We start from the raw sequence: 25,589 nt of genomic DNA, 5'->3' as shown, positions 1-25,589 counted from the left end.
GAGTTGGCTTGTATGACGTTTACTGCAGCGGGAAAATCTCCCATATCCGCATAAGCGGCGATCGGCCTAACCGACCACCTTAGCAGCAGCAACTAGACTCGCCCCATTCTAATGGCGCAAAGCGACAGTTCCAACACTGCAAGGTATCGGCCAAGGCCATCTGGCCGTATAATCGCCACCAAGATTTTTTGTTGGCAAATCAATGCTCACCCAGCCCTCGCTGACTCAGGCTACAGGCAAAGGCGCACAATCTGCCTTCTATATCCAAACATTCAAATAAGCAAAACCCCTGCTTCAAGGTACCAAATGCCCATTTTAATCGTAGAAAACGCTCACCTCGCCTATGGCCATGTTCCACTTCTGGACGGAGCCAGTTTTATTCTTGATGCCGGTGAGCGCGTTGGTCTGATCGGCCGCAATGGTGCTGGTAAATCATCACTTCTTAAAACCGTCGCAGGTGTCAACAAACTGGATGACGGTGTAATTCGCCTGGAAACGGGCGCAAAAATGGCTTTTGTTTCACAAGAGCCTGTATTTGATATGGAACACACTGTTTATGAAGCTGTGGCCGAAGGCCTGGGTGCAGTGCGCCAGACACTGATTGACTATCACGCAGCACTACAAACATTAGATGACAGCGAAGAAAGCTTAAGCCACTTGATGGATTTGCAGCATGATCTGGAAGCGCAGGATGGCTGGCGGCTCGATTCACTGATTGCATCGATTATGTCGCACCTTGATCTGCCTGCAGAAACAAAAATTGGTGCTTTATCAGGCGGCTGGAAAAAACGTGTGGCCCTGGCCCGTGCGCTAGTTTCCGAACCACAGCTGTTGCTACTTGACGAGCCCACCAATCATCTGGATGTCAGCGCTATTGAATGGCTGGAAGAGCTACTCAAAAACTTTGCAGGCAGTGTATTGTTTATCACCCATGACCGCCGCTTCCTCGACAATATTGCGACGCGCATTATCGAGCTCGATCGCGGCAATCTGACCAGCTTCCCCGGCAATTTCAAAACCTATGAAGCTAAAAAGCAGGAATTAATCGAGCAAGAAGAATTTACCAATAAAAAATTCGATAAAGTGCTCGCGCAGGAAGAAGTATGGATTCGTCAGGGAATTAAGGCACGGCGTACCCGTAATGAGGGGCGCGTTCGCCGCCTGGAAGCTTTGCGCATCGAGCGCAGCCAACGCCGCGAGCGTGTCGGCAATGTCAGTTTTAATGTGGATTCAGGAGACAAATCCGGCAAGCTGGTTGCCGAGCTGGAAAACGTGACCAAGGGTTATAACGGCAGAACGCTCATAGGCAACTACAGCACCCGTCTGATTCGCGGCGATCGTATCGGCTTGGTTGGCCCAAATGGTGCGGGCAAAACCACACTACTTAAAATGATTTTGGGTGAATTGCAGCCAGACAGCGGCGAAGTAAAGTTAGGCACTAACTTACAAGTGGCCTACTTTGATCAATTCCGTGAACAGCTGGACGAAAACGCCACCGTAATCGACACCATCAGCCAGGGTAATGATTACATCGAAATCGGCAATCAGCGTAAACACGTTATCAGCTATCTGGAAGAGTTTTTGTTTGCGCCAGCACGCGCGCGCAGCCCGGTCAGCTCTTTATCCGGTGGCGAGCGTAATAGACTACTGCTGGCACGCCTGTTTACCCGTCCGGCCAATGTACTGGTGCTGGACGAGCCCACCAACGATCTGGATATCGACACCTTAGAGCTACTCGAAGAATTACTGTCTAACTATTCAGGCACCGTATTTCTGGTTAGCCACGATCGTGCCTTCCTTGATAATGTGGTCACTCAGGTCATTGCTTTTGAAGGCGACGGAGTCTTGATCGAAAACGCCGGTGGTTACGCAGACTGGATGGAAGCCAAAGCGCGGATGGCCAGTAATGCACCTGTTGCCACAGCAGCTTTGACAAAAGCAAATGTTGCACCGCAAGCCAAGCCAGCAGAAGCCACCAAAGCCAAGAAAAAACTCTCTTTTAATGAGACTCGCCTTTTAGAGCAACTGCCATTACAAATCAATGCCCTAGAAGCAGAAAAACTAGATATCCAGCAGCAATTACTCGATGCCAGCATCTATCGCAATGGCCCCAAGCTGGCGCAAGATATGCAACGACGTATTGATGAGCTTGATAGACTTATTCTTGAAAAGATGGGGCAGTGGGAAGAGCTGGAAACAAAATCTTAAGTTACACCTTATTTAAATACTGTCTTGCTGCAATGCAAAGCACTATTCTTAATAAGCTATAGTAGGGCTTAAGCAATCTGAAAAAGAGTAAGCTGGTCTGCAATGACCAGCTTACTCTTTACCAAAAAAACGGTCAGATCCCCCTGCCAAGGCCAATTTTGATACGTCCGCTCAAAACAATTTAGCTATGAACCGGTTTTTTACCCTGCCTCTGCGCCCTGCCGGCACTGCCACCTCGCTAAAGCTGCTACGCGGTGGCCTGATCCTGCTGTACGCTATTTTAGCCATTGTCACCACCTTTGCTCTGATCATCATGTCCCTGCATGATTATCAGGCCACCATCAAAGAAGCTGAGCGCAGCAGTCTGTCGCTGGCACGCTCCCTAGACGAACACGCCACGCGCTCTTTTGTTTCAGTTGAACAGTCCATGCAAAATATCGTGGAAAACCTGAATCAATTTGGTGGAGTAGATATGGCCAATGAGCAGCAAACGCACCAGGTATTGCAGGACAAGGTTAAGCTCGCTCCGCAAGTGCGTGCCATTATCACCATCGATAGCAAAGGGCTCATTCAGAGCCACGGGTTAGAATACCCGACGCGACGAGTCAATCTGGCAGACCGCAGCTATTTTCTGTACCACAGCCAGTTTCAGGACAACCGGCCCCTGATTGGCCCCCCCATACAGAGCCGCACGGATGGAAAGTGGCTGATTCCCGTCACCCAGCGCATCAAAAAAAATAACGGCACTTTTGGCGGTGTTATTTTGGCAGGAGTAGAGCCGCAGTACTTTATTCAGTTTTATCAGTCGCTAAAATTAGCACCGGGCAGCCATGTATATTTACTGCGTAGCGATGGCATTGTTTTGCTCAACTACCCTTTTGATGAAAGTCAAATCGGCCGCAATCTGAGAGATATCGATCCACTGCTCTTTGAGCAACGCCGCCTGCAAGGCTCCAGCACTTATCCGAGCACCTACAACAATACCCAGCTCCTGACCGCATTTCACAGCAGCCAGAGCATTTTGCCGCTGATTATTCTAATTTCAACCGACCGTGATGCCCTGCTTCACCGCTTTACAAACGATCTGATTACGCGCGCACTGGCCGGTTTAAGTTTCATGCTGATTATTTCCTGCCTGCTTTACTTACTGCTAAAGCAAATACAGCGAATCGAAAGTATTGAAAAAAGGTTGCACCTCACTCAATTCACCGTGGATGAAGCCCCTGATATTATTCTCTGGGCCAGTATTTCCGGCCAAATTTGCTATGCTAACCGGGCAACATCAACCGGCACCGGCTATACCCCGGATGAGCTGCTAAAATTACGTTTCTTTGATATTTTTCCGCAAATAGATCTCATCCAGTGGCAGGAATTCTGGGCAACACTCTCTGTTGAAAAACGCCTGCTTTACACCACACACCAAATCAATTTGCCATATAGCCAGATTCCGGTAGAGATCACATTCAGCCATATCACCTTTGCCGAGGCGGCCTATCTTTGTGCCACTGTGCGAAATATTTCTGAGCAGCAAAACAGTGAGCGGGAATTACGTCGCCACCATGATCATCTGCAGGATCTGGTTTTAGAGCGAACAGCTGAAATTCGCTCGGTACTGGATGCCAGCCCGCTGGCTATTATGCTTTCGGTCAAAGGCATGATACGTCTGGTTAATCCGGCATTTGAAGCCTTGTTTGGCTACAGCACGGCTGAAATTACCGACATGCCTACCGATATCCTGCACGCCTCGGCCCAGCATTTTACTGCACATAACAAGCCTATCCGTGAAGCCATTAAAAGCAAAGGGACTTTCCGCGGCGAAATGGAGCTATATCGCCGGGATGCATCCTGTTTCTGGGCCATGGTTTATGCCAAAGAAATGGTGGCGGGTGATATCGGCAAAGGTTTAATTTGCGTGATAGAAGATGTCAGTGCACCCAGAGTTGCAGCGCAGGCGCTCCGGCAGTCTGAGCGGCTTAAGCGCACAATTATCGAGGGTACTGCAGACGGCTTTATTCTGATTGACAGTAAAAGCCGTATTGTCGATATCAACCAGGCTTTTTGCCAGCAACTGGGCATGAGCCGGAATACACTGATCGGCCAGCAACCCGGCCAGCTCTGGCCGGAACACGCCAATGCTATTTTTCCGGACAATTTATCCAGTCATCAAAACGACTCAAATCATGTAGAAGAAGTAAGTATTCCTTCCGCCGACGGAAAAAATCTCCCGTTTCTGGTGAATTCTGCCTGTATTTATGATGAACACCAGCATCTGGAATATGCCTTTGCCTTTCTGACTAATATTTCAAAGCTCAAAGAGGTTGAAAGTAATTTATTGGAAGCCAAAGAAGCCGCCGAAGCTGCCAATATGGCCAAATCGGTTTTCCTGGCAAATATGTCTCATGAATTACGCACTCCTATGCACGCTATTTTATCCTTTTCCGAAATTGGTCAGTCCAAAGTAGGCAGTACCGACAGCACAAACCTAATTCGCTATTTTGAACGCATCCATTCCAGCGGAAATCGTCTGCTTATTTTACTGAACGATTTACTGGATATGTCACGGCTTGAAGCCAATAAAATGCGCTATTCAAAAATGAATCATGATTTAAAAACTACGGCTAAACATGCTTCCAATGAACTACTAACTTTACTCACCAGCAAACATATCCAGCTTAATTTAGATGCAAGTGCTCCGCCGCTGATGCTGTTCTTTGATAAGGCACGAATTACCCAGGTTATTATTAATCTGTTTTCAAATGCAATTAAATTCAGCCCGGATGAAGCTAAAATCGATATTCATTTTATTGAAGATGCAAGACTCAGTGATGGCAGAGCCGCAATGGGTTTAAGCGTAAGAGATTACGGCCCCGGCATTCCAGAAGGAGAACTTGATCTGATCTTTGATAAATTTATTCAAAGCAGCCGGCTAAATAGCCACGCCAGCGGTACAGGATTGGGGCTGGCAATCAGCCGTCAGATCATGACCGATCACGGAGGAGAAATCAGTGCCAGAAATGCCGGCGAAGGAGGCGCCATCATCAGTATCTTGCTGCCACTTGAGCCCGCCGATAAACCATAAGGCCAAAAATCGGAGCAAGAATCTGCCTGCGTGATCCGTGCTTATCCCCCGTAATTAACGTAAAATCCCTCCTTTGCTTTTTTGTAGCCCTTTACATGACTGATTTAGCACGCGAAGTAGGCCGTCGCCGCACCTTCGCCATTATCTCCCACCCTGATGCGGGTAAAACGACACTCACCGAAAAGCTGCTTTATTTCTCGGGTGCAATTCAAAACGCCGGTACGGTTAAAGGAAAAAAAGGCGGCAAGTTCGCCACTTCCGACTGGATGGATATCGAAAAGCAACGAGGTATTTCGGTCGCATCCAGTGTCATGCAATTTGACTACCGTGATCACGTGGTCAATCTGCTTGATACCCCGGGCCACCAGGATTTCTCCGAAGATACTTACCGCGTACTCACCGCCGTAGACAGCGCCTTAATGGTAATTGATGCGGCCAAAGGCGTGGAAGCGCAAACCATCAAGCTTTTGAATGTCTGCCGCCTGCGTAATACGCCGATTATTACGCTGATGAACAAGCTTGACCGCGAAGTACGCGATTCGCTCGAGCTTTTAGACGAAGTAGAAAGCGTGCTGGAAATCCGTTGCGCGCCCATTACCTGGCCAATCGGCATGGGTAAAACTTTCCGTGGTGTGTACAGTATTCTGACCGATACCGTACTGCTGTTCACCCCCGGCAAAGGCCCGCTGGATGAAGTGGAAATCATTGAAGGCTTAAATAACCCACGCCTTGATGAATTATTCCCGCTAGAAATCGAAAACACCCGTATGGAGCTGGAGCTCGTACGCGGCGCTTCGCACCCTTTTGTGCTGGAAGAGTTTTTATCAGGTGATCTAACCCCTGTCTTCTTTGGCTCAGCCATTAATAACTTCGGGATTCGCGAAATATTAAATGCACTGGTTGACTGGGCTCCCTCACCGGGGGATGCCAATGCCACCGTGCGTACCATCAGCCCGACCGAAGAAAAATTCTCTGCCTTTGTGTTTAAGATTCAAGCCAATATGGATCCAAAACACCGTGACCGGATTGCCTTTCTTCGTGTGTGTTCGGGCGAATTTACCCGTGGCATGAAATTCAGGCATTTGCGGCTTAACCGCGAAATTGCCGCCAACTCGGTCGTGACCTTTATGGCGCAAGGCCGTGAGCAGGTAGAAGAAGCCTACGCTGGCGATATTATTGGCCTGCCCAATCATGGCAACATCCAGATTGGTGATTCTTTCTCCGAGGGTGAATTACTCGCCTTTACCGGTATTCCTTATTTTGCCCCTGAAATGTTCCGCATTGTGCGCATCAAAAACCCGCTAAAAATCAAGCAACTGCAAAAAGGCTTGCAACAGCTGGGTGAAGAAGGCGCAGTGCAGGTATTTAAGCCACTCAATGGCTCGGACCTGATTCTGGGGGCTGTAGGGGTGCTGCAGTTTGAGGTCGTTGCCTCGCGCCTTGCTAACGAGTACGGTGTAGAAGCGGTGTTTGAATCGACCACCATTTACACCGCACGCTGGGTAAGCTGTGAAGACGCAAAAATGCTCGACGATTTTGAAGGGCAGCTGGTCAATAATCTGGGACGTGATGCTGCAAACAGCCTTGCCTACCTCGCAACCAGCAGGGTGAACCTGCAGCTCACTCAGGAGAGGTGGCCTAAAATTGTGTTTCACGCAACCCGTGAGCACGCCGTTACATTGTAAATATTCAACCTGGCAGCGTCACAATATGACGCTGTTTTTTTTCCTATTTTATGCTCTATCTAACTCGGGCAAAAGTAGCCAACTCTATACAAACTACAAAACAAAGAATTTGATTTATATTAAGTTTTTGCGTCAAAGATCAGACTAGGATGAATGCATTGAAGGCGACACTATCCGCACTCAAACAGATTAAATTTTTAAAAACGTGTCCTTTATAAGACATGCAGGCAACAGGGTCTTGAGGCCTACTAGGAGCATCAGCTATGAACGCACCAGAAAACCATCTTCAACTTGACGCTTGGCGCGGGTTTAAAGCAGGCGAGTGGCAAGATAGAGTCGACACTCGCGGCTTTATCCAACTCAATTACACGCCTTACTTAGGTGATGATAGCTTCCTCGCAGGCCCAACTGAGCGCACCACTCAACTTTGGACTGAATTATCCATTCAGTTAAAAGAAGAACGTAAACGTGGTGTACTGGAAGTATCGACCCATGTTGGCGCGTCGATTACTGCGCATGACCCTGGCTATATTAATAAAGATCTGGAAACCATCGTTGGTGTTCAAACTGACAAACCACTGCGTCGCGCTATTATGCCGAACGGCGGTTTGCGCATGGTACAAAACGGCCTTGAAGCCTACCACTTTGAAATGAACCCGCAAATTATTGATATTTTTACCAAATATCGTAAAGATCACAATATGGGTGTATTTGATGCTTACACCCCAGAAATCATGGCATGCCGCAGCTCGGGCGTAATCACCGGTTTGCCAGATTCATATGGCCGTGGCCGTATCATTGGTGACTATCGTCGTGTGGCTTTGTACGGCGTTGATTTCCTGATTAACGACAAAAAACGCGAAAAAACCGAACTCAATGACGTTCCGTTTACCGAATCAGTCATTCGCCTGCGTGAAGAATTGTCCGAGCAAATCAAAGCACTGGGCGAACTTAAGCAAATGGCAAAATCCTACGGCTTTGATATTTCCAAGCCTGCGACCACTGCTCAGGAAGCCATCCAGTGGCTGTACTTTGGTTACCTTGCTGCCACAAAAGAACAAAACGGCGCGGCAATGTCAATTGGCCGTACTTCAACCTTCCTTGACGTATATATCGAACGCGATCTGATTGAGGGCCGCATTACCGAGTCACAAGCTCAGGAAATGATTGACCATATGGTCATGAAATTGCGCATTATCCGCTTCCTGCGCACACCGGAATACGATGATCTGTTCTCTGGCGACCCGACCTGGGTAACTGAGTCAATCGGTGGAACAAGCCTTGATGGCCGTACTCTGGTTAGCAAAACCAGCTTCCGTGTTCTACACACCCTGTACAACCTCGGACCAGCTCCAGAGCCTAATCTGACTGTATTGTGGTCAACGTCTTTCCCGCAAGGCTTTAAAGAGTTCTGCGCGAAAGTATCGATTGATACCTCGGCCATCCAGTATGAAAATGATGACCTGATGAAACCTAAATGGGGTGACGATTACGCCATTGCATGTTGTGTTTCAGCCATGGCTGTCGGTAAGCAAATGCAATTCTTTGGCGCACGGGTTAACCTTGCCAAAGCCATGCTTTATGCGATCAATGGTGGTGTAGATGAAAAAACCGGCAAGGTCGTTGCTAATGGTTTTGAACCAATCAAAGGCGATGTACTTGATTACGATGAAGTAATGGCTAAATACGATGTAATGCTGGACTGGCTGGCAAAAACATACGTCACTGCGCTGAACTCCATCCACTATATGCACGATAAGTATTCGTACGAGCGCATTGAAATGGCTCTGCACGACCGTGACATTCTGCGCACCATGGCCTGCGGTATTGCCGGCTTGTCAGTGGCTGCAGATTCACTCTCTGCCATCAAACATGCAAAGGTAAGTGTTGTGCGTAATGAAAAAGGTATTGCAGTCGATTACAAGATCGAAGGTGATTACCCGGCTTATGGCAACAATGATGACCGTGTGGATGATATTGCAGTGTGGCTGACCGAATCATTTATGAGCAAGATTAAAGCTCAGCCTGTGTTCTACCGCGACTCAATGCCTACTCAATCGGTACTGACCATTACATCTAACGTGGTTTACGGCAAAAAAACAGGTAACACACCAGACGGCCGCCGTGCAGGCGCGCCATTCTCACCAGGTGCTAACCCAATGAACGGCCGTGATACCAATGGCTTTATCGCAGCAGGCTTCTCGGTATCGAAAATTCCTTACGAAGCCGCACTGGATGGTGTGTCATGGACAGCATCCATGACCCCTGATGCTCTGGGTCACAACGATACAGACCGCGTTAAAACCCTGGCAGCTTCAATTGATGGCTTATTCGGACCACACGGCGAAGAGTGTTCTGCCTGCCTGGATAAAGATGCGATTGATCAAACCATGGATCAACTCTTCCATCTGAATATGAATGTTCTAAACCGTGACACCCTGCTCGATGCAATGGATAATCCGGAAAACTACCCACAACTGACCGTGCGTGTTTCTGGCTATGCCGTGAACTTTGTAAAACTGACACGCGAACAGCAAATGGACGTGATCAGCCGCACATTCCACGGCAAATGCTAAGCCTTGCAGCCTAGAAAATTTGCCAGCCCAAATGGCTGGCAAATCAACCTGACTCAAGGATGTACTTAGCCCGTATTCACCCCTAGGAGCAACACATGGCGCAACTATTTCACCTGAATATGAATGTGTTAAACAGAGATACCCTGGTCGATGCAATGGAAAACCCGGATAAATACCCACAGCTCACCGTGCGTGTTTCTGGCTATGCAGTGAACTTCATCAAGCTCACCCGTGAGCAACAAATGGACGTCATCAGCCGCACATTCCACGCAAAGACGTAATATTGCAAATCACTGCAATATAAGATTTACCCGAAACGGATCATTAAGCACAGGCTTAGTGATCCGTTTTAACATAAAAAAATAGTCGCTTCAGTAAAAAAACACTGCAGGTTTAATAGATAAAGTGCTAAATCTTTAACCACAGAGCCCACACAAAAAATCAATGGTTTGCCCCGCTTTATTCTGTAATTCAAGATTTAGGCTTTTTCGCTTAACTCGAGCCGTTACAGAAAACAATAATCACTGGAAAAAACATGAAACCCATTAAGCCACTAGGGGAAATCATCCCTATCTCTTTTGATGCCAAACACCAGCAGCAGGGCTTTGTACATTCGATTGAAACAGGTGCGGCCGTCGATGGCCCTGGTATGCGCTTCGCCCTTTTTGTCAGCGGCTGCCAGTTCCGCTGTCTGTACTGCCATAACCCGGACACCTGGAAGCTGCATAATGGCAAAAGCTACACCGTTGATGCGGTCATGACCGAGCTTAGCAAATACGCCAGCTTTTTACGTATTGCTGGCGGGTTGACGATCTCCGGTGGCGAGCCTTTAATGCAAGCGCACTTTGTGGGCGAGATTTTCCGCCGCGCCAAGCAAGACCTCAAGCTGCACACCGCGCTTGATACCCAGGGATTTTTGGCATCTCACCTTGATGACACGTGGTTTGACAATGTGGATTTAGTGCTACTGGATATCAAACAAAGTGATCCGGTTAAATACGAAGCCCTTACCGGTAAACCTCTTCAGCCTACGCTGGACTTTGCCGAGCGCCTGCAAAAGATGGGGAAACCTGTCTGGGTCCGCTATGTGCTGATTCCCGGCATCAGCGATGATTTTAGTGATGTAGAAAAACTGGCTGACTACCTAAAGCCTATGAAAAATATCGAACGCGTTGAAGTGCTGCCCTTTCATAAAATGGGCGAAAGCAAATGGGCCGAGCTGGGAATGAAATATGAACTAACCGACACCCCGAGCCCGAGCATGGAACTGGTCGAGCAAGTGCGAGATCTGTTTCGCCAGCGTGGTTTGTTTACCTGTTAGTCAATTAGAACGCAACGTGGGCACGCTTTTGTGCCCACGCCGTCATTTATCAATAAAACAAACTCCGGCCACCATATTTACCCCATATGCAGGCAAGCATCGCGATCTAAGCATGCTAAACTAGCCGCCTTTCTCGCCCTGCTTAGACTTTACCTCCCATGTATGAACTTCTGATCGGCCTGCGCTATACGCGTGCCAGCCGTCGTAATGGCTTTATCTCGTTTATTTCTCTTATTTCTGTCATCGGCATTGCCCTTGGTGTGGCTGCGCTGATTATTGTGTTGTCCGTGATGAATGGCTTTCAGGAAGAAGTGCGTAACCGCATTCTTGGCATGGCCGCACATGTGCAAATCAGTGGCGTAGGTAATCAGCTGGCAGACTGGCAGTCTGCCGCCGATACCGCAAAAAAGAACCCGCATGTGCTTGCCACAGCCCCCTATGTGCTGGGGCAAGGCTTACTAACAAATGGGGGCGAGCAGGTTAAAGGTGTGCTGATCCGGGGGATTGACCCCGGGCAGGAAAGCGCAGTGAATGAAGTTGCCGGTAAGCTGGTCAGTGGCAAGCTCCAATCCTTACACGCCGATGGATTTGGTGTGATCCTCGGTATTTCCCTTGCTAACGAGCTGGGCGTTCGCACAGGGGACCGCGTTACACTGATTACACCTCAGGGCCAGGTCACCATTGCGGGGTTTACCCCTAGATATAAGCAATTTACCGTCACCGGCATATTTAAAGCCGATTACGCGCCCTACGATGCGGGTGTGGCAATGATTCATCTAAGCGATGCACAAAAACTATTTCGGGCAGGAGATGCTGTTTCTGGGCTGAGACTTAAGCTAGATGATCTGAATCTGTCCCGCCGCATCGCACGCGAACTAAATCAGGAGATGCCCAATTTACTGGTAGGCGACTGGACCCAGGAAAACCCCACTTATTTTCGTGCCGTTGAAATCGAAAAACGTATGATGTTTATCATCCTGACACTGATTGTAGCAGTCGCTGCGTTTAATTTGGTTTCTACCCTGGTGATGGTTGTCACCGATAAGCAAGCCGACATTGCCATCTTGCGCACCCTGGGAGCTGCTCCCGGCTCGATCATGAAAATTTTTGTAATTCAGGGTGCCTTATCCGGCTTGATCGGCACAGGCTCGGGCGTACTGGCTGGCGTATTTATCTCTAAAAATCTAGATGTAATTGTGCCGTTTATTGAACGCATCCTAGGCACCGCCATTTTGTCCCCAGATGTTTATCTGATTTCCGAACTGCCATCACGTGTACTGTGGAGTGATGTCAGTAGCATCGGCCTCATTTCTCTCGTGCTTGCCCTTGTTGCCACCCTCTACCCTAGCTGGCGCGCCTCTCGCGTCAACCCTGCCGAGGCTTTACGTTATGAGTAATACTGATCAAGTACCGGTACTAGCGGCGCAAAATTTAAGCAAAAGCTATAAAACCGGCAAGCTGGAAACCCAAGTACTGGCACATATTGATTTTGAACTGCACCGTGGTGAAACCGTAGCGATTGTGGGCGCTTCCGGCTCAGGCAAATCAACCCTGCTGCACTGCCTTGGCGCACTGGATGCACCGAGCAGCGGAAAAATCCAGCTAATGGGCAAAGACCCGCTTGCCGGCAGTGAAACCGAGCGTGGGCTGATGCGCAATCAACACTTGGGCTTTGTTTACCAGTTTCATCATTTGTTACCTGAATTTACTGCAGCAGAAAATGTTGCTATGCCGCTCCTCATCCGCCGCATGGATAAGATTGCCGCCATAAAAGAAGCCCAGACCATTCTTGCCCGGGTTGGCCTGACTGACCGCAGCCACCATAAGCCAAGCGAGCTGTCCGGTGGCGAGCGCCAGCGCACCGCGATTGCCCGAGCCCTGGTTACCCGGCCGGCCTGCGTATTAGCTGATGAGCCAACGGGCAATCTGGACCGAGAAACGGCTGGGGGGGTATTCGAATTAATGCTGGAATTAGCCAAGGAATCAGGCACAGGCTTTGTCATTGTGACGCATGATTCTGAGCTGGCAGGTAAATGTGGCCGGATACTGAAGCTTTCTAAAGCGGGTCTACAAGTCACTTGACGCGCAACCGTTATGTGCCTGTTATGCTCGCGCCATCTATCGCGAAAAAAAACCAGATTGATCTGCCCCGCCAGTACAGATAACCGCAACCTGGCTGCCGGGAGCGCGAGTTGAGTCCCAAGTTAAAAACTGCACATAATCTCTCTCCCTTTGTCTGCACCACTAAAGTCAGAAAAGAGGTAGTATTCCCTAAAAAAAGGAAGGTATTTTCAATAAATACACCGAAAGTGGCATGCTAATTAAAGACTCTCAATTAAGACCAGCGTGCCCTGCCCAAATCACTTCACGTCATTTTTAAGTAATGACTTTTTGGTATTCATGCCTTGCAAAAATAACCTCAACACCCGCTGCTCAACTTTTGAACGCTGCCCAAGCGGCACAGCAACCTGCAGTTGCAAGCCAATTTCTTCATAACGATCAAGAAAGATTCGCACCCTAGGCTCCATCATCGGGGACTCCAGCGCATAGCGACGCTCCAGCTCGCGCGCATGGCGGGATAGATCCTGAGCGTATTCCGCAGCAATCACCTCCCCTGCCTCCATCAGCACCCGCTCGGCCTTTTCCCAATCATCGCTACGTAAAATAGCAATATGAATGGTTTGTAAAACATAATCGCCCAACATGCTTTCATTAAAAACCGGCTGGCTCAGCAGCAACGAGTTTGGCACTGTCACACCCCGGCCAACCGTTCCCTGACAATGAGAAGCGTGGCTGGACTCCATCAGGGTAGTAGACACCAGATTCATATCAATAACCTGACCGCGTACCCCGCCAATTTCAACTCTGTCCCCCACTGCAAAGGCATTACTACTACTGCGAAAAATAGATCCCAGCATGCAAAGAATCATTTCTTTAGTTGCAAGCACAACCGCAGCAGCAATTGCCACCAGCGACACAGCAAAAGTCTGAATCTCATGCCCCCAGATAAAAATCATCCCAAGCGTAAACACGCCCAAAGAGCAGTTGCGAAGATAAACCACCCAGCGGCGGCGTACCTCCGACCCTAAATCATGCCGCCGTAAAATAGCCCGCCGTACTAAAGAGCGGCAAACCATGAGAGAAAAAATAAAAACAGCAGAAATAACCGCATCACGAACTAATGCCCTGTCTGCCAGCATTGGCAGTAAAGCCGCAGCCAATCTATCGTAATACCCTTGCATATTTATCCTTTCCGACTACTTTTCCAATAATACGGCAGCCACATCATCCGGCTCGGTTAAAGTACGAACCTCTGCAAACAGCGCCTCAGCCTCTGGGTAAGTACGGCGCAGATAAGTCAGCCACTGTTTTATTCGCCCCGCTCTGTGCCTGGGCATAATGTGCTGCGCCTGAACCAATTGCCAGAAACAAATAAACAGAGGTTGCAACTCGGCCCATGGCAACGGGGCCTGCCCTGTCTTAGCCATCAGAGCCAAAGCCGGGTTAGACACAATCCCCCGCCCCAGCATAATCTGATCGCAACCTGAAACGGCCATACAGCGATGAAACTCCTCCACAGTCCAGATCTCACCATTGGCCACGACGGGCACAGACAGAGCCTCGCGCACCGCAGGGATTAATTCCCAATAAGCAGGCGGCTTGTAGCCATCGAGCTTGGTACGTGCATGGACCACCACCCGTGCAGCACCTGCACTGGCCATCGCTTGCGCACACTCAATCGCCTGGCTACTGTCGTTGTAACCAAGACGCATCTTGGCCGTCACGGAAATATGTGCAGGCACAGCACGGCGTACCGCCCCTACAATCTCATGAATTAACTCAGGCTCTTGCAACAGCACTGCACCACCACGGTGGCGATTTACACTTTTAGCCGGACAACCAAAATTCAAATCAATTTCATAAGGACCAAGCTCAGCCAGGCGTGCGGCGTTTTCTGCCATACAAACAGGATCGGAGCCCAGCAGCTGCACGCTCACCGGCACCCCTGCTACGGTTTTACTACCGTTGAGTAGCTCAGGGGCAATACGTAAAAATGTTTTATTGGGTAATAAAGAGCCACTGACCCGAATAAACTCGGTGACGCACATATCAATACCTCCCACCCGGGTCAGTACATCACGCAATACAAAATCAAGCAGCCCCTCCATGGGGGCAAGTAAAATCTTCAAGATATACAGCCAAAGCGAAGCAGAAAGGCAGCCATTGTAAAACAGCATGCTCTAAGGTGTACGGTAAAAGTCCAAACTGGCTGAATTGGATTGATCTACGCAGATACACAACAGGCAGGCTGCTGCCGCTTGACAACAGAACGAACGTTCACTACGCTAGTGGTAGAACGTTTGTTCTGCACAGGTTAAATCTTATGGCACACCCCAATCGCGACGCCGAATACCTTGGCAAACTGCAAGACTATTATGCCGACTACCGTAACTTACCTTCCTATTCATTGATTGGTGATTTACTCGGGCTGGCTTCCAAATCCGCTGTATCAGCCCTAGTAAAGCGCCTGATGCTCGCAGGCTATGTGGACACCACGCCCGATAAACGCCTTGCCCCTACCAAGCGTTTCTTTGAGCGTGAATTGGCTGATTTCCCGGTCCCCGCCGGCCTGCCTGCTGCTGCAAACGACGCCATGAGCGAAGCCATTAGCATTGATGATTACCTGATCGAGCGCCCATCCGCCTCGGTGATGGTCAGGGTAAAAGGCGATTCAATGATTGATGCCGGTATTCACGATGGGGATATCGCCGTCGTAGAAAAACGCCATAGCGCCAATTTAGGAGATGTGGTGGTTGCAATCGTTGATGGCGAATACACGCTTAAAACACTGAGCCGCGATAAACAGGGCTATATACTGATGCCGCACAACCCTGCTTATGAGCCCATCCGCCCTAAAGAGGGTTTGGAAATCTTTGGCGTGATGGTAGGGCTGATCAGAAAATATAAATAAACCCTAAGCTGCAGCCAAAAATACACTTACGAAATAACTTAGCAAACGATTATCCCCAAGTATTTTTATCAAAAATCCCGCCAAACAGCTGAATTTTTACAAAAACCATACAAAAATCCAGGGCCTTCAGGATGGGGAATTAAGTATAAGCCAGCCTCTTGTTTTTCCCCATCACTCCAGCTTTAGACGATAAAATGCAACATAAATGATCAGATGAGTGCAGCTTATTGCCTCTAAATGCTTATACAAAAGCTGCCGGCAAGGCCGCCAACAAAGGCAGCATGGCGAGAAGGCACAACGCAGCAGGGAAATTTTTGTACAGGCACTTACCTGATCCAACCCACTTAAAGGAGCGCTTGTGAGCGACGTTGAACACTCCCCCCTGGGCAAAACAGTCAGCTACATTACTGAATACGATCCCAGCCTACTTTTTCCCATTTCACGCGCAGGCAAACGCCAGGAAATTGGTTTAGGTGAAACGCTACCGTTTATGGGGATGGATATCTGGAATGGCTACGAGCTATCCTGGCTCAATAGCCGGGGTAAACCGCAGGTCGCCATTGCTATTTTTAATATCCCGGCCAGCAGCCCGAACATTATCGAATCAAAATCATTTAAGCTTTATTTAAATAGTTTTAATCAGACTAAATTGGAAACACGCGAAGCCTTACAAAGCCTGCTGCAAGCCGACTTATCTACAGCAACAGGCACAAATATTGGTGTTCAGCTGATCATCCCGGAGCAATTTCACCAACAGCGCCTTACAGAGCTCGATGGCTATTGCATTGATAATCTGGATATTGAAGTGGATCAGTACAGCCCTCTGGCTGGTTTATTAAAATGTGACAGCGGCGAAACCACCATTACCGAGTCTTTAACATCCAACTTACTAAAGTCCAACTGCCTTGTAACCGGCCAGCCCGATTGGGCCAGCATCCAAATCAGCTATACCGGTAAGCCGATTAATCGTGAATCTCTGCTGCGCTATTTAATTTCATTTCGCAATCACAATGAATTTCACGAGCAATGTGTAGAGCGTATTTTTGTTGACATCATGCGTGATTGTGCTCCGATAAAGCTTGCTGTTTATGCGCGTTACACCCGCCGTGGCGGATTGGATATCAACCCCTACCGCTGTAATTTCAGCGGCCCGCTGCCCAGCAATCTGCGCGGTGCGCGGCAATAAGCCATTAACCCGAACAATTAAACAGGGAAACAAATCATGAGCGAAATTGCAACCTTTGCTGGCGGCTGCTTCTGGTGTCTCGACGCCACCTTTGCCCGCCTGCGTGGCGTATCACAGGTTGATTGTGGCTATATGGGCGGTAGTGTCGATGCGCCAGCTTACAAAGCGGTATGCGCTGGCGACACCGGCCATGCCGAGGTCATTCAGCTGACTTTTGATCCGGCTATCATCAGCTACAATACCCTGCTTGAATTATTTTTTGCCCTACATGACCCTACCACGCTTAATCGCCAGGGCGAGGATGTAGGCACACAATATCGCTCCAGCCTTTTTTTCCACAGCGAAGCGCAAGCGCTAAGCGCAAAAAAAATGATTGCTGAATTAGCCAGCCAATACGAAGACCCAATCGTCACGACCATTACACCTGCCGCCACATTCTGGCCTGCTGAAACCTACCATCAGGATTACTTTGATCAAAATCCACAGCAACCTTACTGCTCGGCAGTCGTTGCAGGAAAAGTACGCAAGCTGGTGCAGGAATATGGCGACTTACTCAAGTAAGTTCTAATAAAAAACGCTCAGCCCCCAAGAAAATACGGGAGACTCACGGCACAAACCGTGCTTATCATGCATTTCTCCGTGTAGCTCCGTGCTCTCCAAATCTGCGTGGTTTGAGATTTAGGTTTGCCTTCGCTGACAATTAAGCGCCACAAGACCTGATGGCGCTCTGCCACTATAATCGGGGTTTTCCCCAGTGCCCTCGGATCGTTATGACGCCGCAACTCTCTTTGCTTCAGCCCTATCCGTTTCAAAAACTTAAGCAACTTTTTGCAGGCCTTAGCCCCAATCCGGCGTTGGCTCATATCAATTTATCCATTGGTGAGCCCAAACATGCCACACCCAGGCTGATAACCGATGCACTAACCGCACACTTTGACGGGCTATCTGCCTACCCGGCCACCTTAGGCTCGGATGAGCTCAGGCAAAGTATCAGCAGCTGGCTCGCCAACCGTTACAACATTACTGCACCTAACCCAACAACAGAGATCATTCCGGTGAACGGTAGCCGCGAAGCGCTGTTTGCTTTTGCCCAAACTATTGTTGATACGCGTTCTGAACAGCAACCCTTGGTGCTCTCCCCCAATCCCTTTTATCAAATTTACGAAGGAGCGGCTCTTTTAGCGGGGGCCAAGCCTTATTTTGTAAACTGCAATGCAGAAAACCGCTTTCAGCCTGATTGGGATGCCGTACCGCCTGCTATCTGGCAACGCACCCAGCTGGTTTTTGCCTGCTCGCCCGGCAATCCAACTGGCGCAGTCGCATCCCTTGCCGACTGGCAAAAACTATTTGCCTTGTCAGATCGATATGGCTTTGTGATTGCATCCGATGAGTGTTATTCAGAAATTTATTTCGGCGAAGATAAGCCACTTGGCGCACTCGAAGCGGCAGCTAAGCTGGGGCGCGACTACCATAATCTAGTGATTTTCTCGTCCCTATCAAAACGCTCGAATGTACCCGGCTTACGCTCTGGCTTTGTAGCCGGGGATGCGAAACTTTTAGCACAATTCTTACTCTACCGTACCTATCACGGCTGTGCGATGAGCCCGATGGTGCAAGCCGCAAGCACAGCAGCTTGGAATGATGAAGCACATGTGATCGAAAATCGCTCGCTCTATAGCCAGAAATTTGCCGCTATTACCCCCTTGCTACAAAGCGTTTTAAACATCAGCATGCCGGATGCCGCTTTTTATCTCTGGGCAAAAGTCAGAGGAGACGATGCTGCATTTGCCCTTCAGCTATTTAAAGAGGAATACGTCACCGTTTTACCCGGTAGTTTTCTAGCTCGCAGCGCCCACGGCATCAATCCCGGTGTTGGCTATATCCGCATAGCCTTAGTCGCACCACTAAACGATTGTATTTCGGCAGCAGAGCGCATTGTTCGCTTTTGCCAACGCCATATTGATACCTCTTTTTAAGATCATGCGGGGCGGGTAAAACCTGCCACGCATCTGAATACCACGTCACCACTTTGGCGGGTTTTACCCGCTTTACGAATAACCTAACCAAGGAAGCACCATGAGCCAACTTCAGCAAATCATCGAAACTGCTTTTGAAAACCGTGCAGAGATCACCCCTGCCAATGTGCCATCCGAGCTGCGTGAAACGATTAATAGCGTGATTTTGGGCCTGGATAAGGGTGAATACCGCGTAGCAGAAAAGATTGATGGAGAATGGCATACCCATCAGTGGCTTAAAAAAGCCGTGCTGCTGTCTTTCCGCATTAACGACAATGTCCCTATGAATGGCGGCTGCACCCAGTATTTCGACAAAGTACCTTCAAAATTTGCTGATTACAGCGACAACGATTTCCGCGAGGGTGGCTTTCGTGTTGTGCCTAATGCTATGGCGCGTCGTGGCTCCTTCATCGGCAAAAACGTGGTGTTGATGCCTTCTTACGTGAATATCGGCGCCTATGTAGACGAAGGCACCATGGTAGACACCTGGGCCACTGTGGGCAGCTGCGCGCAGATTGGTAAAAACGTACATCTGTCCGGTGGTGTAGGCATTGGCGGCGTGCTCGAACCACTACAAGCTAACCCAACCATTATCGAAGACAACTGCTTTATCGGCGCACGCTCTGAAGTGGTTGAAGGCGTGATTGTTGAAGAAGGCTCGGTGATTTCGATGGGTGTTTATATTGGCCAAAGCACCAAGATTTACGACCGTGAAACCGGCGAAGTGACTTATGGCCGCATTCCGGCTGGCTCCGTGGTGGTATCGGGCAACCTGCCATCTGCAGACGGTAAATACAGCCTGTACTGCGCAGTGATCGTCAAAAAAGTTGACGCAAAAACCCGCGCAAAAACCAGCATTAATGATTTGCTGCGCGGGATTTAATCTGAATCATTAAGATCAAAAAAACCCAGTGTAAAATAATTTATCTGGGTTTTTTTAAACACGTTACAAACAAATCTACTTTAATGCTCACCAAATAATAACAAACAAAGCCAGCCTGAATCTATGCCAATAGAAATACAATAAATTCGATATACTGACCAATTACCCCTAGCCAATATCAAAAACATAACTACCCTATTAAAGTAATATCAAAAATTGCTTTACAAAAATCATACAGAAATTATTAATAAATAGATGCAGCTAAAACAATTGAAATAACAACATCATAAATATATAAAAAACCAGTGGATCGCACGGGTTTTTTATATGCAGAGCAAAGGCCCGATCAGAGTAAGACATCACTCGTTACGCCATAGCGACGTAAGATGCGGCGTAACTGTTCCAGTGCTTCAATTTGAATCTGACGCACACGCTCGCGGGTTAAATTTAAATTGGCGGCTAAATCTTCCAGTGTACAGACCTCATAGCCGTTGAGACCATAACGGCGTTCAATCACAATACGTTGTTTTTCATTAAGCTGTTTCAGCCATTCGCGCACATAACGCTCTACTTCCGCATTTTGTAAAATAGCTTCCGGGCCATCGTGCTGATCATCCGGAATCGATTCGCCAATAGTGAGCATTGGATCGATATCCAGCGGTGCATCTAATGATGCCACCCTTTCATTCAAGCTCATGACACGACGCACATCTTCAACCGATTTACCTACCAGATGAGCGATATCTTCAATCACCGGCTCATGCCCCAATTGGGCTTCTAAATGCCTTTGGGCACGTAAATAAACATTTAATTCTTTAATCACGTGTACGGGCAAACGGATAGTGCGCGATTGATTCATAATTGCGCGTTCTACACTTTGCCTGATCCACCATGTAGCATAGGTAGAAAAACGAAAACCCCGTTCGGGGTCAAATTTTTCTAAGGCATGCATTAATCCGATATTACCTTCTTCAATTAAGTCAAGAAGAGTCATACCGCGATTAATGTAATGCTTGGCGATATTTACGACCAGGCGCAAATTATGCTCGATCATTTTCTGCCGTGCTTGAAAATCCCCTTGTACCACTTTACGTGACAAAGCCCGCTCTTCATCAGGGGTTAACAATTTACTCTGACCAATTTCATTCAGGTAAATCTGGGTCACATCGCCCGTGCTTTCATGAACATGGGCCTCCGCACCATCTGCGGCAGACTCGGCCTCAATATCCGAACCATCTTCCTCGGCCTTCTCGAGATCGTCCGCCTCCTCGAGTAATTCCTCTTCCAGAATATCAAGCTGATCGTTCATTTTTTTTCCGCTTGGATGTATTTCGCAGGGTCTACCGGCTTCCCAAATCTGCGCATTTCAAAGTGCAGTTTGACCTGATCACTATCGCTATTTCCCATCTCAGCAATTTTCTCTCCCTTTCTTACCTCACCACCCTCCTTTACAATTAGTTTACTATTATTCGCGTACGCGGTCAGAAACTCCTGGTTATGTTTAAGAATAATCATCTTTCCATAGCCACGTAAACCAGCTCCGGCGTAAACAACCTTACCGTTAGCTGATGCAATTACAGACTGGCCTATTTTTCCCGAGATATCAACACCACGATTTTCTTCCGAGAAAGCTTTCACCGTTTTACCTACTGTCGGCCAAACCCAATCTCCTGGTTTTTCATCGCTGTTATTTTGTACAGATGAGGCATTAATACTTGGTTTATCCGTTGTTTTTGCTACAGAAACAGCGCGCACATCTGATGCAACACGGGCGAAAGAACCACTAGAAGCGGTGACAGACGGCGGTTTTACGTTGTCAGATTGTGATCTTGGCACAACAACAGGCCCTTCGGAAAGGGCGGCCACAGCGCTTGCAGACTGGGCACCATAGGGGACTTTTACAACTTTCGGGTAGTTTTTAATCTCTTGTTTAACTTCTGATTTAGTGTCTGTTTTTTGCAATTCATCTGTTTTTAGCGGGCGAATTTCAACCACGCCATCAGGCGGAGTAAGGCGTAAGGTTTGATCTACCTTGATCCCATTAACATCACTCAGATTATTCCATGCAGCTAAATCACGATAGGCCAGGCCATGATCCAGGGCCACCCGATACAGAGTGTCCCCTTTTTTGACAATATAAGTTGCAGGGCGCGGATCAGCACCAGATGCTGGTACGGGGTTAACACGAGTAACCGACACTGGCGGAGTTACCACCTGAACACTGCGATCGACGATCGGTGCAGGGGGAGTTGGCTGGCTGGCGCAAGCACCTAGCATCAAAGCCGCAGGGGCACACAAACGTTGCCAATTCACAGATTTATCTCCTTACTCACAATATAAATGAGGCAATCTAAACACGGGACACAAAGCCCCTCACAATTACCTGACAAAACAATCTACGCAACACCTGGCAAAAGCGGCACAAAATTTACTTTCTCCAGGCGCGTTTCAATAAAACCTTCAGACGTACGTTCTATTTGATGTAGCTCCTGTTCGGCGTCTCCCACAGGAAAAATTAAGCGCCCGCCCTCTTTGAGCTGCGGGAGCATATCTTCCGGCAAAATGGGAGCGGCTGCCGTAATAATAATGACGTCGTAAGGCGCTGCTTCCGCAAGCCCTTTACTTCCATCTGCGTGACGTAGCCGCGCATTATGTACACCCAGCACATTCAGGCGCTCCCTTGTGGCCTTGTACAGGCCACCAATCCGCTCAACCGAATAAACTGTCTTGAACAGCAGCGCCAGCACCGTGGTTTGATAACCACAGCCTGTACCAATCTCCAGCACTTTTTCGTGCTGGGTGGCGCCCATCGCGAGCTCAGTCATTCTTGCAACGATATAAGGCTGCGAGATAGTCTGGCCAAAACCGATAGGCAAAGACACATCGTCATACGCCTTATGCGCCAGCGCTTCATCTATAAAACCATGGCGCGGCACCTCCGCCATGGCGGCCAGCACACCCGCGTGACAAATACCCTGTGTTTTCAGACGCTCTACCAGCCGCGACCGTGTTCTTGCAGACGTCATACCTGCACCGCCCAAGGCGGCAATATTTAATCGGATAGCCATGTTGAGACAAGATCAAGTTGAGATTTAGCGGTTAAATCAACCGATAGCGGGGTTACCGACACATAGCCATGAGCCACAGCATGAAAATCAGTTCCTTCACCGGCATGGGAGACTTCCCCTACAGGTCCCACCCACCAGATGTCTTCACCGCGTGGATTTTGCGATTGAATCACGCCGGAAGATTTATGTCGACGCCCCAAACGTGTCATTAACACCCCTTTTATCTCTGCGTAAGGCAAATCAGGTACGTTCACATTAAGCAAAACCGGCGAGGCAAAAGGCTGACGAATAAATCGCTGAACCAGATCCCTGGCGACCCGGGCCGCACTGGCAAAATGCTGGGGATTACGTGAAGCCAGAGAAATAGCCATCGCGGGAACGCCAAGCAAATGCCCTTCTGTCGCCGCTGCAACCGTGCCGGAATAAATCGTATCATCGCCCATATTGGCGCCATGATTAATCCCTGAAACAACCATATCCGGCAAACGATCCATCAAGCCTGTTGCTGCCAGGTGCACACAATCGGTTGGTGTACCATTTACATACAAAAAACCACTGGGTGCCTTACGTACATTCAGCGGACGATCAAGAGTCAGTGAATTACTTGCACCACTGCGATCCCGCTCCGGCGCACAGACAATCACCTCGCCCTCTTCCCGCAACGCTTCTGCTAAAGCCACAATACCCGGAGCAAAATAACCATCATCATTTGACAGCAAAAATTGCATCAATTTCTCCTTAAACTCAGCACATCATCACAGCTGTCACCACCAAATTACAAAGTGCCATCGACGCTAGATGCAATTAGCATCAGAGCCTAACACTTTTTTTTAGCGCCTGATGAGTAAGATCCTTCAGCTTTATCAGCCAGATAAGCCGAACCTTGAACGATATCAAGAAAAACAAACTACAGAGTACGCAGGGAAAGCCCGTCACGCCCCGTTTTTTTCTGTAAAAGGTTATACCTTCTCGACCACCGGTGATTCAAAACTCCCGGCCATGCTCAAAATCAGCCTGAAGCGTTTTTATAATCCGATTTTTTCAAAGCACTCGACAAGATGCCGCATGCCGCAATCAGGGACATCGCAATATAGCTTGGCCAGCTCAGCTGCTCATCCCAAAGCAATGCCGCAAATAAAGTAGCAAAAAGCACCGTTAAATAAGCAAGGCTGGCCACTGCCAGCGTTTTACCCCTGCTATAGGCACGGGTCATTCCCAATTGTGCAATGGTTGCCGAAACACCCAAACCTACAACAATCCAGAGGTTATTAAAATTTAACATGGTCAGAGGCGCGTCTTGTAAAGCCATTAACAGGGCAGCCCCCAGCGTTGACACCAGAGAAAAATAAAAAACAGTACGCCATTCAGGCTCCCCTGCCTGGCCTAATTTATTCACATTAAAATAAGCCACTCCGGATAAAAGCCCCGAACCCAGCCCCATTAAACCTGCCAGCCATTGTGAGCTTTCCAAAGTTGGTTTTAATAAAATAACCACGCCGACAAAACCAATAAGAATAGCCGCCACCTGACCGGGCCGCGGATTATTTTTTAAATAAAAAATACTAATCAGAGTCAGAAACAAAGGCGATGTATAACTTAGCGTAACTGCAGTAGGCAAAGCCAGATGAACAATTGCATAAAAATACAGCAGCAACGCAATAAATCCGGCAGCACAGCGCGTCATATGTAACTTAAAAACAGGAAAACTCACTTTTAATGTTTTGCCCTGCAATAGAACCGCAAAGAAAATACCAATCAAACCCGCAATACAGCGATAAAAAACCAACTCAGAAATTGAAAACTGCTTGCTGCCTAATTTAACAAAAACGCCCATAATCCCAAAACAGAAACAAGCCAGAATCATCCAAAAAGAACTTGATTGCTTAAGCCGATCGAACATCGCAACTCCCAAATCAAATAGCAATAAGCCCCATCAAAACGGGGCCTATGTAATGCAGCAGCATGTTAATTAATGCAAGTAAAACCTTATAATAATTTTCTTTGCCGTTTCAATCAGCGGCTGTAACTGATCTGCCCAAGCAGTAGAATGCACGATGACATCATTGGCGTACCCACCTGCTGTACCATAGCGATACTGGCGCTCCTTTACTCAACCAGAGCTGAAGCAACACGAATATCAGCGATAGCAGCACCACGGGCAGCAAATTTTGGCATCACGAGTAAAACATATTTAATCTTTTTATAAGAGCCCAGATTCTAAGCCAGAACACCCTTTCCAGGGTACATAAGAATTCGCTGTTTTGAAAAATTTATTTTTTTAACAACGCCTACAAAATATATCTGATTTCGGGCAATCACGTGCAAAGCATAACCAAGGAGAGCAATCAAGCCCTTTCAAGAACCAGAATCAGTTTTTTACACCTATTTCTTTCATCCATAACCCTCCAGCCCCCTCAATATCACCCAGCACACAAACAGGCTTCTGATGTGTCCATTTTGTAAGCCGGGCATTTAAAAGGCTCTGCCGTAGATTCTTTCTTGTACTCATTATAAAACAAGATATATAGGTAAGTGACATTGGCCATATCCTTTACATAAAAACATCTAAAAAGCTACAAATTATTTCACTTACAAA

The 25,589-nt window shown here is 48.2% G+C and carries 19 protein-coding genes and 1 pseudogene; 13 read left to right on the top strand and 7 right to left on the bottom strand.

Annotation, left to right across the window (positions count from 1 at the left end; genetic code table 11):
- The first annotated feature begins 306 nt into the window (after positions 1-306).
- From EJO50_RS05510 to lolD, 8 genes and pseudogenes are all read left to right on the top strand, one after another.
- Complete coding sequence (locus tag EJO50_RS05510) at positions 307-2,208, top strand: ATP-binding cassette domain-containing protein (RefSeq protein ID WP_125972231.1); 1,902 nt, start codon at positions 307-309, stop codon at positions 2,206-2,208.
- A 187-nt stretch (positions 2,209-2,395) separates the two neighbouring features.
- Positions 2,396-5,287: a PAS domain S-box protein gene (locus EJO50_RS05505; protein WP_125972229.1), complete on the top strand. Its 2,892-nt coding sequence runs from the start codon at positions 2,396-2,398 to the stop codon at positions 5,285-5,287.
- Positions 5,288-5,382: 95 nt separating this feature from the next.
- Entirely contained in the window at positions 5,383-6,972 is a 1,590-nt protein-coding gene (locus EJO50_RS05500) for a peptide chain release factor 3 (protein ID WP_125972227.1), read from the top strand.
- 263 nt (positions 6,973-7,235) lie between these two features.
- Positions 7,236-9,548 (top strand): formate C-acetyltransferase, encoded by a 2,313-nt coding sequence (gene pflB, locus EJO50_RS05495; RefSeq protein WP_125972225.1) that lies wholly within the window; start codon positions 7,236-7,238, stop codon positions 9,546-9,548.
- A gap of 110 nt (positions 9,549-9,658) precedes the next feature.
- A pseudogene (locus EJO50_RS05490) lies at positions 9,659-9,829 on the top strand (glycine radical domain-containing protein); the annotation flags it as partial.
- A 254-nt stretch (positions 9,830-10,083) separates the two neighbouring features.
- The gene (gene pflA / locus EJO50_RS05485) at positions 10,084-10,869 is read left to right on the top strand and encodes a pyruvate formate-lyase-activating protein (protein ID WP_125972221.1); all 786 of its coding nucleotides are present in this window, start codon (positions 10,084-10,086) and stop codon (positions 10,867-10,869) included.
- A 158-nt stretch (positions 10,870-11,027) separates the two neighbouring features.
- Positions 11,028-12,266 carry a lipoprotein-releasing ABC transporter permease subunit gene (locus tag EJO50_RS05480; RefSeq protein WP_125972219.1) on the top strand — a complete coding sequence of 413 codons (1,239 nt, stop codon included), beginning with the start codon at positions 11,028-11,030 and terminating at the stop codon, positions 12,264-12,266.
- Positions 12,259-12,951, top strand: a complete 693-nt coding sequence (gene lolD / locus EJO50_RS05475) for a lipoprotein-releasing ABC transporter ATP-binding protein LolD (protein ID WP_125972217.1) — start codon at positions 12,259-12,261, stop codon at positions 12,949-12,951. The genes EJO50_RS05480 and lolD overlap by 8 nt, the downstream gene beginning before the upstream one ends.
- Positions 12,952-13,229: 278 nt before the next feature.
- Here the strand turns inward: lolD and EJO50_RS05470 are convergent, their stop codons facing one another.
- Both EJO50_RS05470 and EJO50_RS05465 read right to left on the bottom strand, forming a co-directional pair.
- Complete coding sequence (locus tag EJO50_RS05470) at positions 13,230-14,111, bottom strand: mechanosensitive ion channel domain-containing protein (RefSeq protein WP_125972215.1); 882 nt, start codon at positions 14,109-14,111, stop codon at positions 13,230-13,232.
- 15 nt (positions 14,112-14,126) lie between these two features.
- Positions 14,127-15,059 carry a tRNA-dihydrouridine synthase gene (locus EJO50_RS05465; protein WP_206434458.1) on the bottom strand — a complete coding sequence of 311 codons (933 nt, stop codon included), beginning with the start codon at positions 15,057-15,059 and terminating at the stop codon, positions 14,127-14,129.
- 194 nt (positions 15,060-15,253) lie between these two features.
- Here EJO50_RS05465 and EJO50_RS05460 point away from each other — a divergent pair, with 194 nt between their 5' ends.
- The 5 genes from EJO50_RS05460 (at position 15,254) to dapD (ending at position 19,925) form a co-directional block, all read left to right on the top strand.
- On the top strand, positions 15,254-15,841 hold the full coding sequence (locus EJO50_RS05460) for a LexA family protein (protein ID WP_125972214.1): 588 nt from the start codon (positions 15,254-15,256) through the stop codon (positions 15,839-15,841).
- A 358-nt stretch (positions 15,842-16,199) separates the two neighbouring features.
- On the top strand, positions 16,200-17,027 hold the full coding sequence (queF, locus tag EJO50_RS05455; protein ID WP_125972212.1) for an NADPH-dependent 7-cyano-7-deazaguanine reductase QueF: 828 nt from the start codon (positions 16,200-16,202) through the stop codon (positions 17,025-17,027).
- 36 nt (positions 17,028-17,063) lie between these two features.
- Positions 17,064-17,588, top strand: a complete 525-nt coding sequence (msrA, locus tag EJO50_RS05450; RefSeq protein ID WP_125972210.1) for a peptide-methionine (S)-S-oxide reductase MsrA — start codon at positions 17,064-17,066, stop codon at positions 17,586-17,588.
- A 209-nt stretch (positions 17,589-17,797) separates the two neighbouring features.
- Positions 17,798-19,003, top strand: coding sequence for a succinyldiaminopimelate transaminase (gene dapC / locus EJO50_RS05445; RefSeq protein ID WP_125972207.1), 1,206 nt, complete (start codon positions 17,798-17,800; stop codon positions 19,001-19,003).
- A gap of 100 nt (positions 19,004-19,103) precedes the next feature.
- Positions 19,104-19,925 carry a 2,3,4,5-tetrahydropyridine-2,6-dicarboxylate N-succinyltransferase gene (dapD, locus tag EJO50_RS05440; protein WP_125972205.1) on the top strand — a complete coding sequence of 274 codons (822 nt, stop codon included), beginning with the start codon at positions 19,104-19,106 and terminating at the stop codon, positions 19,923-19,925.
- Positions 19,926-20,271: 346 nt separating this feature from the next.
- On the opposite strand, the gene rpoS is transcribed toward dapD, so the two are convergent.
- The 5 genes from rpoS to EJO50_RS05415 form a co-directional block, all read right to left on the bottom strand.
- The gene (gene rpoS, locus EJO50_RS05435) at positions 20,272-21,234 is read right to left on the bottom strand and encodes an RNA polymerase sigma factor RpoS (RefSeq protein ID WP_125972203.1); all 963 of its coding nucleotides are present in this window, start codon (positions 21,232-21,234) and stop codon (positions 20,272-20,274) included.
- Positions 21,231-22,238, bottom strand: coding sequence for a peptidoglycan DD-metalloendopeptidase family protein (locus EJO50_RS05430; protein WP_206434457.1), 1,008 nt, complete (start codon positions 22,236-22,238; stop codon positions 21,231-21,233). Before EJO50_RS05430 ends, rpoS begins: the two co-directional genes overlap by 4 nt.
- 83 nt (positions 22,239-22,321) lie before the next feature.
- Positions 22,322-22,993, bottom strand: coding sequence for a protein-L-isoaspartate(D-aspartate) O-methyltransferase (locus tag EJO50_RS05425; protein ID WP_125972201.1), 672 nt, complete (start codon positions 22,991-22,993; stop codon positions 22,322-22,324).
- A complete protein-coding gene (gene surE, locus EJO50_RS05420) occupies positions 22,978-23,721 on the bottom strand; it encodes a 5'/3'-nucleotidase SurE (protein WP_125972199.1) in 744 nt (247 codons plus the stop codon). Before surE ends, EJO50_RS05425 begins: the two co-directional genes overlap by 16 nt.
- A 281-nt stretch (positions 23,722-24,002) precedes the next feature.
- On the bottom strand, positions 24,003-24,893 hold the full coding sequence (locus EJO50_RS05415) for a DMT family transporter (protein WP_233702176.1): 891 nt from the start codon (positions 24,891-24,893) through the stop codon (positions 24,003-24,005).
- Positions 24,894-25,589 lie beyond the last annotated feature (696 nt).

The organism is Iodobacter ciconiae (assembly GCF_003952345.1).
GTDB lineage: Bacteria > Pseudomonadota > Gammaproteobacteria > Burkholderiales > Chitinibacteraceae > Iodobacter > Iodobacter ciconiae.
This window is presented reverse-complemented; position numbering and strand designations above follow the sequence as displayed.